The sequence below is a fragment of the Bradyrhizobium sp. 23 genome (assembly GCF_023073295.1).
GTDB classification, from domain to species: Bacteria; Pseudomonadota; Alphaproteobacteria; order Rhizobiales; family Xanthobacteraceae; genus Bradyrhizobium; species Bradyrhizobium canariense_D.
Genome location: NZ_JADPJF010000145.1, coordinates 1 through 10,148, shown reverse-complemented (window position 1 = coordinate 10,148; position 10,148 = coordinate 1). Strand labels below are relative to the sequence as shown.

The following is a 10,148-nucleotide window of genomic DNA, read 5'->3' as shown; positions in this document are numbered from 1 at the left end:
CGGAGGGCGGCCGCGCTGCGAACATTGCGGCCGCCTAGCCTAGTTCGCAGCTGCCGTGGCGGGTAAAACGAGCCCCGCCACGGGTCTGGGGCAGGAAAATATCTCAAGCTTGAGGGCAGCGTTGCTTCGTTCGCGTCGGCTTGGCCTCCGCGGTGTGCTCGCGGACGCAGTTCAAGTCAAGCTCCAGCCGAGGTCACTGGCAGATTTTTCCGATGGTCGATCGGTCGGCTTGATTGATTTTCAGGCAGCGCTTTCAAGTCGGCTTCATTGTGCCAGATGGGTGGCTCAGTTCTAATCTCAATTCATTCGGCAAAGCGTTCTGGGCGGCTTTGCAGGGCTAGTAATGCAAGCGATTAGTGGCGCATTGTGCACAACCACTAGGACCACGTCCGGAATCGCTGTTTGTCGAGACGTCTCGCGATGACGCTGCCGCACAGAAGCAGGTGGCCAGCCCAGGAATAGCAACCATATGGCCGCTGACGATCTTCCCTTTTCATCTACGGTCTCATCCGTTGTCGATGCCTTCTTGAAAAAGCTCGAGGACCAGAAAACCCTTTCGCGGGCGTCTTTGTCGGCGCTGCGAAAGGCACTGGCGGATAATCAATTGGACGCCGAGAGCCTACGGGCGGCCATTTTCAGCGCTGCTGAGCCGAGCAAATGATCCAGATTGAAGAAATCGAAATTGTCGAGTTCCGTGGAATTCGTCATCTCAAGCGCTCGTTGGGCCGAAGGAGTTTTGGCATTGCGGGGCCGAACGGTACTGGCAAGAGCGGCATCGTGGATGCGATCGAATTTGCCCTCACCGGAAACATCACTCGTCTCGGCGGCGCGGGCACGGCGGAGCTGAGTGTCAAGGCGCACGCTCCACACGTCGACGCGAGCAAAAAGCCCGAAACCGCGCTCGTTCGCCTGCAGGTCTATGCGCCCGCTCTCAAAAAGAGCTTCATAATCGAGCGGAGCGTCAAGAATCCAGGCGCCGCGGTACTCAAGCCAAGCAGTGCTGAAACCAGGGCGCTTCTGGCGCAGCTCGAAACCCATCCTGAGTTTGCCCTGTCTCGTCGAGAAATCATCAAATATATTCTCGTTCCTGCAGGCAAACGATCACAATACGTCCAAGAGCTGCTGCGCCTTGATCAGCTCGAAAAGCTGCGGGTCTCACTCCAACGCGTCGCCAACGATGCAAAACGCGACCACGGAAGGGCCGAGGTGGAGGATCGGCGGAGCAAGTCCGATTTCTTTCACCATCTCGGCATTGCCACTCCAAACAAAACTGATCTGCTTGCTTCTGTAAATGCTCGTCGAGCTGTGCTGAAGCTCGATCCTGTGGCGGACCTCGCGCCGGAAAATGCCTTGAAGGTAGGCATCAATCCAGATGCCGAGCACGAGGCGTCGCAGCCATTCTCCAAGCTCGGCGCCAAGAATGACCTTGCGAGCTTCCTGAAGAGGCTGGCTGTCTCGCAGGAAATAACCATAACCGGCGCAAAGTCGGATGCAGTCGGCGCTCTCGCCCAGCTCACGGACGATCCGGCTCTGTTAAGGGTTGTCAAGCAGCGCGCTTTGGTTGAGCGGGGTCTTGAGCTGGTCGAAGGCGACGCTTGTCCACTGTGCGACGGTCCCTGGGAGATGGCCCTCCTGGCAACACATCTTCAAGAGAAGATCGCAAAGGCAGATGCGGCCTCGACGGCATTGAAGCAACTGGCCCTGGCGATCGACCCTCTCGCGGCTCACCTGCGGGCGATGGCGCTTGACGCGGGCAAAGTGGCCGAATGGTGCGAAAAGGCCAATCCTCCTATAGATGCCACGTCGCTGCGGTCCCACGCAAAGGCCCTCGACGGTGACCGCGACACACTAGACAAGGTCGTCCGGGACCCGGCAGCGATCGCCCACGCGCTGCAAGCCCTTGGTCGACTGGGGGCATCGCCCGCGGTCGAGCTGCTTCAGCCCGCCGATCGTCTGGCGGCCTATATCGAAACGCTCTCCGACCCTTCAAAGGAGGAAGAAGCCAAGGAATTCTTGATCGTTGCCCAGGAGAAATACGATCAATGCCGTGGGACGCAGCAGACCCTCAATATCGCGGCCCAGCAGGCCGAAACAGCTTCTGCGGTGTTTAGCCACTACGGGACGGTCAGCACCGCAATGTTGGAATGCATCTACGACAAGGTGCAGAAGGACTTCACCGAATACTACAGTTTCATCAACCGCGACGATGAGGCCAATTTCGAGGGCAAGCTCTCTGCATCATTGGGCAAACTGGCCTTCGATGTCGACTTTTACGGACGAGGCAGATTTCCTCCCGGGGCCTACCACAGCGAGGGCCATCAGGATGGCATGGGGCTTTGCCTCTATCTTGCACTGGTGAAGCACACGCTCGGCGATGGATTTACGCTTGCCGTCCTCGACGATGTGCTGATGTCGGTCGACGCCGGCCATCGTCGTGAGGTTTGCGCGCTCCTGAAGCAGAAATTTCCAAACACGCAGTTTGTCCTGACCACTCACGACGGCGTGTGGCTCAAGTTCATGCAGAGCGAAAAGCTGGTTCAGAGCACTCTTAGCTTTGGCGGCTGGACGGTCGACAGTGGCCCACAGGTCTGGAACGAGGGTCACGTCTGGACGCAGATCCAGAAACACCTCGCCAATGACAATGTATTTTTGGCGGCAGGGACTTTGCGACGCTATCTGGAGTTCACCTCGACGATCCTTGCGGATAATCTGCGCGCTCGCATCGAATATCATGGAAACGGACAATACGACCTGGGCGATCTCTGGCCCGGGGTGTTAGCCGCATGGAAGGCCCGTCTCAAAGAGGCGCGCGACTCCGCCTCCTCGTGGGGGAAAAATATTCAGGATGCCGAAGCGCTCCAGATAGAATCCAAAAAGCGGGTGGCGGCGACAAAGTCCGAAGAGTGGATGATCAACAAGGCGGTTCACTACAACGCCTGGGCGGACCTGCAATCGAAGGAATTCGCTGCGGTCGTGAGTTCGTTTCAACAATTGCTTCAACTGATGCAGTGCCCCAACACCGATTGCGGCGAATTCCTCTGCGTTTCGCCTATCAAGGGTGACAAGGAAGTGCTCCGCTGCAGTTGCAGCGCTGTCAGTCTCAACCTCGTGCCGAAGAAGAACTGATGCTCCTCGCCCGGCCCAGACCGTCGCTGACGCGTGTATGTGAACCTGTGGCCACGCACCCTCGAGGCCGGACCATGCGGTGAAGTTGGTCCGCTCGTCGCCCCGCGCGGGCTCTGGATCGATCGGCAGCGCCGATGACGGATCGCGATGATCGCGCATTCATTGTGGCCTGACACCGCTATGATGATGGGCGCTGCACCTGGGGTTGGTGCCGACGATAATGGCTGCAGGGGTTCAGGATCAGGCCGCACGCAGGTCGGCGGCCGGCTTCTGCGCGGGCAGAAGGCCACTGAATCGCGAACAGTGCATTCGCCGGACCGGCTGTCTTCGAAGCGATAAGCCGGCACCGGAGGACCGCTGCGACCAAAGGTTCCGGCTTGCGGTCTCGTTGCCGCTTACCTATCACCTTATACGCCCGTGCTCCGGTCTCAACCCGATTGTGACAGAGTTCCCGGACATGGACTTGATGCCTTTGAGAGATGCGTCACGCGAAGCGTAGTGGCGGACCAAGTTGGTCAAGAGGTGCGGGCTCCAGCCGGGATGGCGATCTTCAGCGGCGCGCGCCAGTCCGCGTGCAATGGCGTAACTGGTCATCAGAGAGCCCGACGACGGTCCTGCCGTGTAGCTCACGCATCATTTCAGGGCGTCACAGCCTAGACTATGATTCGGACCGGGAGTGCGGAATAACCGTGCACGAAGTTCGATGCAACGCGCTCCGGATCGCCAACGACCTCGACCTCCATGCGCTTATTCAGTATCTCCTCCCAGAGGATTTTAAGCTGCAGCCGCGCGAGATGTCGACCAAGGCAACGATGGATGCCGTATCCGAACGAGAGATGTTGGTTCACGTTCTTGCGATCGATCGTAAATTTGTTGGCGTCCTCGATGACCTCATCGTCTCGGTTGCCAGAGATGTACCACATTACAACCTTGTCGCCTCGCCTAATTTGTTTGCCTCCCATGATAATGTCCGCGGTGGCGTTGCGGCGCATATGTGCGATGGGCGTTTGGTACCGAATAATCTCGGACACAGCGCTCGACACCAAGGCGGGATTATCTCGTAGCTTTCGTAGCTCGGAGGGGTGCTGGTTCATGAACAGCAGGCCACCGGTGATCGAATTGCGCGTGGTGTCGTTGCCCCCCACGATCAGTAGAATGAGATTGCCAAGAAACTCACGTGGCTCCATATGCCGAGTCCCGGACGAGTGCGCCATCATCGAAATGAGATCAAATCGTGGCTCGGCATTTATCCGCTCCCGCCAAAGCCGAGTAAAATATGTCAAGCACTCGGCCAGGATTGCGCTTCGCTTGCCCCAGCTGTCGATCGCCTGCCCAACCGTCGGCGCTGCAACGGCTACGTCCGACCAGTACGTTAGGAGCCGGCGATCCGCGAACGGAAAGTCGAAAAGTGTGGCCAGCATCTGCGTCGTCAACTCGATCGAGACCATATCGACCCAGTTGAAGGCTTCATTGCGCGGCAGGCCATCAAGGATTGTTCTAGCGCGACTGCGGATTAATCCCTCGAGTTTTTCCAAATTGTCCGGTGCGAGTATCGGACTTACGGTGTTGCGCTGCGCGGCATGTTTGGGAGGACCTGCCTTGATAAAACTCGGTGTCCAATGTTCCTCGGGCACGTCGAGGATCGTGACACCTTGCTCTGACGAGAATATTTTATGATTTGTATCGACGGCCACGATATCGCGGTATCTCGTTATCGACCAATATGGTCCGTATGGGCTGTCTTGGCAGTGGTGAACGGGATCTTCCCTTCGCAGCCGCTCGAAGCAGGGCCATAAGCTATCATCTTGAAATCGTCTAGGTTCGCTTACATCTAGATCTCTCAACGGGATGCCGCGCACATCTTCGCCTCCGCGCACGTTAAAGGGCGTTTTCATGACCGTGTCCTTTGGCCGTTTCTCTTTGAAGAGCCCGATCTCGACAGGTCGTAACCGCATGGAGTGCGTGCCGAGTGCTTCAGCTGGGAAGAGCTTCTCGCCGAAGCGGCAAAGAATACTCGAAAAACTGAGCGGCGCCCCCTGCCAGTTCCGGCAGGAGCGAGATCGCCGCCACTTTGTCTATGCGAGCGGAACGCCGCCAGATGAGTCGGCCACGTCTCATTGCGGAAGAGTCACGGCGGCCCGCTTGAATTGTGGCCGCTGCGAAATAAGGCCTGACTTCGGCATGCTCAATCTGAACAACGCGATCGGGCAGGGGACCGAAGCGGTGGTCGCGGTCGCGCGTTCAATAAAACAGAAGATGGAGATGTTTGGACCGCGCTTGGGCAATGTTCCAGCGGCATGTCAAAGACCAAAGCAACAATTCCTTCGGCGCCTTGCGCGCCGTCAAATAACCAACTGATCCGATCCAAGCACGGCCGTGGCCGCGGCGGCTTCACCATTTACTATCCTCGCCGCTGGTGCTGCTAGGAACGTGCTCCCACTTTACTTCCTAAACGGCATCGTCTAGCTCGCTCGTGTGGTCAGGCGTGTGACGGGGCTCCCGATCTGTGCCAGGAGCTCGTCAATAGTTAGGCACGGCGCCTCTGGCGCGACGCTCTGCGCTTCTCCGGCAGTACAGGGATCGGAACGTGCGGAAGTGAAAAGACGCCCCCGCCCGCCAGCCCGCCCTACACCGGGGAGGTGATGCATGCGCTGTTGCTGGAACACGTGAGTGGGCAAGCGTGCTCGCACATCGTGGCGGTCGGCCGCTTGAAACGGATTCCTGGGTTGAAGCATACCGGAAAAGACAACTACGCCTGGTTGTTCAAGGGCGAGACGATTTACTGCCTGCCGTCGGGCCCGAGCCTCATGGCGGAGATCTGCCAGCGTGTGCGCGGCCGGCGGTCGATCGCCATCAACTTGTCGGCCGTGCTGGCGCCCTGGGCGAGCGTGCTGTTCTTCACGGATTCCGGCTGGTACGAGCCGCGGCGCCAGCTGGTGGCGAACTGGGATGGCCTGGCGATCGCGCTCGGCGCGACGCGGGTAGGACCGGGAGCACTGCCACGACGAGTACAAGGGCTGGGCCCGCGATTCCGAGATCTATTAGCGCGAATTCGTTCCGGGCTTTGCAGGCTGGGACGAGGCCGCACGCGCCGTCGGCGTCGAAGTCATCAACGCGACTGAAGGCAGCGCGCTGAAGGAGTTTCGGTTTGCGTCGCTCAACGACATCCTGAGATCGGCCGCTTAAGATGACGCAGCAAAATTTAAACATCGGGCTCTCCCGCGAGCAGATCCGGGCGGCAGTGCAGGCCGACTTCGTGGAGCTCTATGCCGCTTTGAATTCCGAGTACGGTACCAACCTGGTGCCGCGGCTTCTGAACAGCGGGCTTTCTGACAGCCAGGTGCTGGACTTTACGCGGGCCAATTTTGCGGACCTCTATGCTGCGGTGAAGGCGCAGGGGCTCACCGGAGTTCCTGTCTTCGTGCCGGCCTATGCGATCGTGGCCAGCGGCTTGCTGCTGCCGGTCGCGCGCTATCTAAATGCCGGGCTCTCAAGCGATCAGTTGCGCGCCGCGACGCAGGCGAACTTCACTGACCTGTACACACTCCTTGGGGGAGTGAACGCCTACAATCCCGTAGTGGCGCTCGGCTATGATCTGCTTGCATGGTGGACGCTGACGCGCACTATTGGGGCGCGAACGGCGGCATGACGATTGCGACGGGGGTTTCTTCTTGGCGGGATATCGTCGCTGGATACAGCGCGGTTCAAGCTTCGGGGGCAGCGCAGCCGGTGTTTTCCAGCACTTCGTTCAACGGCTCCCCGGGTTTAACCTCTGACGGTATCGACGACTGTCTGGTGTGCACAGACGCCGCGCTGCTCACCGGCCTGCCGGCAGGGGACGCGGGCGGCGAATTGTGGTCGCTGGCGCAGAACGACAATCTTGTGGCCGGCGCAACGTTTTTCGATCTGTTCGGCTATGCCAACGCGTCGCAAAGCGACGCTCGCACGATCGGAAGGATCGCCACGCCAGTCTACGGCCGAACGGTTTTCGGAACCGGCGGCGGCAACGTCTCTGTCGGCGGCACCACGCTATTCTCAGGACGCCGGGTGATCAGAGGGGCCTATAGCTCCGCTGGCACTGTGCTGTTCATGGACGGAGCGCAGGAAGGGAGCTTGCCCGGGACGCCCGCAACGGCGGCAGCCCGCGTCGCTCTGTTTGCTCGCGCGCTCGCCACTCCGTCAAACTATTGGACCGGGATCGGAGCGGCCTTTCTTATCACCAAGCCACTGAGTGCCACCAAACCAGCGGTCCTGGCCTCCTATCTCATGTCGCGAAGGAACCCCTGATCATGACCGCTCACTATGGTGTCACTCTTATTTCTGCTGCGAACAAGAACGCAATCAACGTCGTGCTCGCCCTTTGGGTAGGAGACAATCCGGCCGTCTCGCAGAAATGTCAGCCAGCCGGCAAATCAAAGCGGCGACATCGGCGATGCGGCAACGTACTGGTTTGGCGGTCGTCCCTACGACGGCGGCGAACTCTCGGTAATTCAGAGTTTGCCAGGCAAATTTGCCAGTTGCGACCTGGCCTGTGCAGGGGGTGGCTGGGCCAGTCAGTGAAGCAGAAGCTATCGCGGCAGCGGCAGCTTTGATCGTAACCATGACGACGCGAGACAGCTACACGACGCAACAGGCTCAAGAGACACTGGCCGCCTCGTTGAGCGCTTTGGGCCTGAGGCGAGCTGAATCGAAGAGCTAGTTTGACTATTCGTGCATCGTCCATCGCGCGTCACGTCGCTTAAGCGGGGTGGCGTCGAAGTCGATGCGCCCGAACCGGTTCGGTTGATCTTTGATATCCGACCAGTTGAAGTCGTAGATTTCATCTTCGGCCCAGTCGGTGGGATAGTTGACTCTGAATAGCTCGCCGATCGAAGCGCGCATCGGCTGATAGCCGTTGGACCAAACAATTGCTGGTGTGCCAGCGCCGAAATCGTGTGCACCAAACTGAGACGTGACGATCACCAGCAGACCGGCGACGGACAGGATCAGATTCTTCAAATTAGCCTTCTTGAAAGCATCGTGCCTATCATGCTTGCTGGTGTTGTAATCTTGGTACCAGGAAATTGGGGCGCCCTTTCCGTGGGGACTCGGAAGTCCACGTAGAGGTCGCCACTGTTCGAAAGGTCGCAAGGTCGGCGGCGAACCGCTCCAAATAGGTAACATGGACGACAGGTGGTGTGTAGCATCTACCCTTCGATAGTCGACCATATTCAATTGCCGGCCGCTGCGGCTGCAATTGTTCTCGGCTAGGATCACCTTGAAATTTGCTTCAATCTCGATGCAGGTCCGCATGAAGAGCGAGTGGATCCGGAACGAGTAGGCGCTCATGCACTCGGCGCTTGGTTCGACGTATTCGAATATTGAACGAAGATCGTCCTGGATCAGTGTCAGTGCACGAACATAATGTTCGGCGTCTCTCGCCGTAGTCGCGATCGAGGATGTAGGCCAAGCTGCTGTAACCCGAGTTCGGTCCATCTGCGATTCCTCGAGAATTCCGGTGAAAGGGCTTTGCAACAGGCATCTGGCCTCTCCTGAGTGCTTGATCCTACGAGCCCTGAGCAAGCTGTGTCCACTCCCTTCTGGGCAGTGCCTTTCCGAGAACAATCTCCCAGGGCGGTGCATCAAACGAAGCACATAGGTGCAGGCATTTCGGTATGGTCATGGCTGCGAGAGAGCGGATTTTCCTAGCTTTTCGATAATCTGCTGAACGCAGGCCGCCATTTCTTCCATCACTACTCAGACCGGCCGGCTTCGGAGGATTTCGACTTCTCCAAACGAGAGCGAACAGCTAAAACGCACTGCGTCTTTTGAGTTTTCGCTGGTGTCTTCATCTTTCGCGGCCGCTTCGCTGCTCCAATGCACGGGCGGAAGGATGACAAGACCTTCGGGGGTCGATTCGATTTGTTGTCGATATGCACCTCTTGCATCGCGAAATCTTGCTGGATAAGAGGGCGATGCTTGTCTACGATGTTTAGCTCGTGCAGGGCACGGATTAGGTATCCCTTGCCCCCACAGTATGGCTCGCATTCACGAATAATCTGCACGAAATGTTGGGGTACCCTGCGACATTGCTTCTCTAAATTCTTTTCGAAATGTGCCGCATCTTTCCCATGGGGGAAGTACGTTCCGTCTGCAGCTTGGCCGCCTAATTCTGCGCATACACATGCTGCTTGGTCCAATGCCGACCGTAAGATTGTAATGAGCGCGCTTCAGCTTCATTGAGCAGCTGGCAAACGGGTTTGCGAGGTTCGCGTTGGCCATGGGTCTTCTCCGAAAATGCCATCTTAGAAGTGTTTACGTGAGAAAGTTACTTAGGGTTCCTCTCGGCTGGACAATCGCAGCGTAAATCTCCCCTCGCCAACCGTCCACTCCCTCAGGACAGGCGGTCCACTCCCTTCAGGGCACCGCGCTGCGCCAACAGCCGCTCACCCCTTTAGCCGCTTAAGCAACGCAACGCGCTCGTCGTTTAGTTCGCGAAGATATTGAGCATTGGAAAGCTGCGTCTCCTGCCACTCGATGCGGTCTTCCGCGGTCCAGAGGTAACACTCGCGATCGAAGCGAGCTTTTTCGGCCTTATCGAATTCAGTGTAAAGTTTGATATCACGTTCCACCTGGTCCAGTTGTTCCTGGATAATTCTTGGCATCAGCCGTTCCCTCGGCCTTGCCTCCAGCCAGTGTTAGTCTTTGGCTGAATCTATGTTGGCTAGCAACATGCGGTTCGCTCTCCTCGGTAAGTAGACGCATAGTTTGTTCGTAAAGGTTATTGCGTAAGATTGTCGTCATCTGCGCGACTGTCGATGCGATCTGGTTCGCGCAGATGGCAGTCCTTCCACTCTCTCAGGGTATTGGCTCTCTCGTTGGGAGGCGAGTACGTGCTGGTCTTGCGGCGCACAACGGGAATTTCTGGTCACTTCTTCGAACCACCGCCACTCTGCACCGTAAGCGCTGTTCAGCGGCCACCTACCGGATGACGGTGTGATCTGCGAGTCTGCGGTTCGGTTTGGACCGTTAGGCTTAGAATG

General features: G+C 58.0%; 9 protein-coding genes. 6 read left to right on the top strand and 3 right to left on the bottom strand.

Going from position 1 to position 10,148, the window contains the following annotated elements:
• The first annotated feature begins 469 nt into the window (after positions 1–469).
• Both IVB32_RS33145 and IVB32_RS33140 read left to right on the top strand, forming a co-directional pair.
• Complete coding sequence (locus IVB32_RS33145) at positions 470–661, top strand: hypothetical protein (protein ID WP_247375720.1); 192 nt, start codon at positions 470–472, stop codon at positions 659–661.
• A complete protein-coding gene (locus IVB32_RS33140; RefSeq protein ID WP_247412737.1) occupies positions 658–3,126 on the top strand; it encodes an ATP-binding protein in 2,469 nt (822 codons plus the stop codon). Before IVB32_RS33145 ends, IVB32_RS33140 begins: the two co-directional genes overlap by 4 nt.
• Before the next feature lie 653 nt (positions 3,127–3,779).
• Here IVB32_RS33140 and IVB32_RS33135 read toward each other — a convergent pair.
• Positions 3,780–5,021 (bottom strand): cytochrome P450, encoded by a 1,242-nt coding sequence (locus tag IVB32_RS33135; RefSeq protein ID WP_247412736.1) that lies wholly within the window; start codon positions 5,019–5,021, stop codon positions 3,780–3,782.
• Between IVB32_RS33135 and IVB32_RS33130 the strand changes: the two genes are divergently transcribed.
• The 4 genes from IVB32_RS33130 to IVB32_RS33115 all read left to right on the top strand — a co-directional run bounded on the left by IVB32_RS33130 (position 5,020) and on the right by IVB32_RS33115 (position 7,413).
• Positions 5,020–5,484 carry a hypothetical protein gene (locus IVB32_RS33130; protein ID WP_247412735.1) on the top strand — a complete coding sequence of 155 codons (465 nt, stop codon included), beginning with the start codon at positions 5,020–5,022 and terminating at the stop codon, positions 5,482–5,484. The genes IVB32_RS33135 and IVB32_RS33130 overlap by 2 nt on opposite strands.
• 284 nt (positions 5,485–5,768) lie before the next feature.
• Entirely contained in the window at positions 5,769–6,248 is a 480-nt protein-coding gene (locus tag IVB32_RS33125) for a hypothetical protein (protein ID WP_247412734.1), read from the top strand.
• A 65-nt stretch (positions 6,249–6,313) separates the two neighbouring features.
• The gene (locus IVB32_RS33120) at positions 6,314–6,775 is read left to right on the top strand and encodes a hypothetical protein (RefSeq protein WP_247412733.1); all 462 of its coding nucleotides are present in this window, start codon (positions 6,314–6,316) and stop codon (positions 6,773–6,775) included.
• Positions 6,730–7,413: a hypothetical protein gene (locus tag IVB32_RS33115; protein WP_247412732.1), complete on the top strand. Its 684-nt coding sequence runs from the start codon at positions 6,730–6,732 to the stop codon at positions 7,411–7,413. Before IVB32_RS33120 ends, IVB32_RS33115 begins: the two co-directional genes overlap by 46 nt.
• Before the next feature lie 417 nt (positions 7,414–7,830).
• Here the strand turns inward: IVB32_RS33115 and IVB32_RS33110 are convergent, their stop codons facing one another.
• On the bottom strand, positions 7,831–8,454 hold the full coding sequence (locus IVB32_RS33110) for a hypothetical protein (protein ID WP_247412731.1): 624 nt from the start codon (positions 8,452–8,454) through the stop codon (positions 7,831–7,833).
• A 1,097-nt stretch (positions 8,455–9,551) separates the two neighbouring features.
• Complete coding sequence (locus tag IVB32_RS33105) at positions 9,552–9,770, bottom strand: hypothetical protein (protein ID WP_247384745.1); 219 nt, start codon at positions 9,768–9,770, stop codon at positions 9,552–9,554.
• Positions 9,771–10,148: the final 378 nt, after the last annotated feature.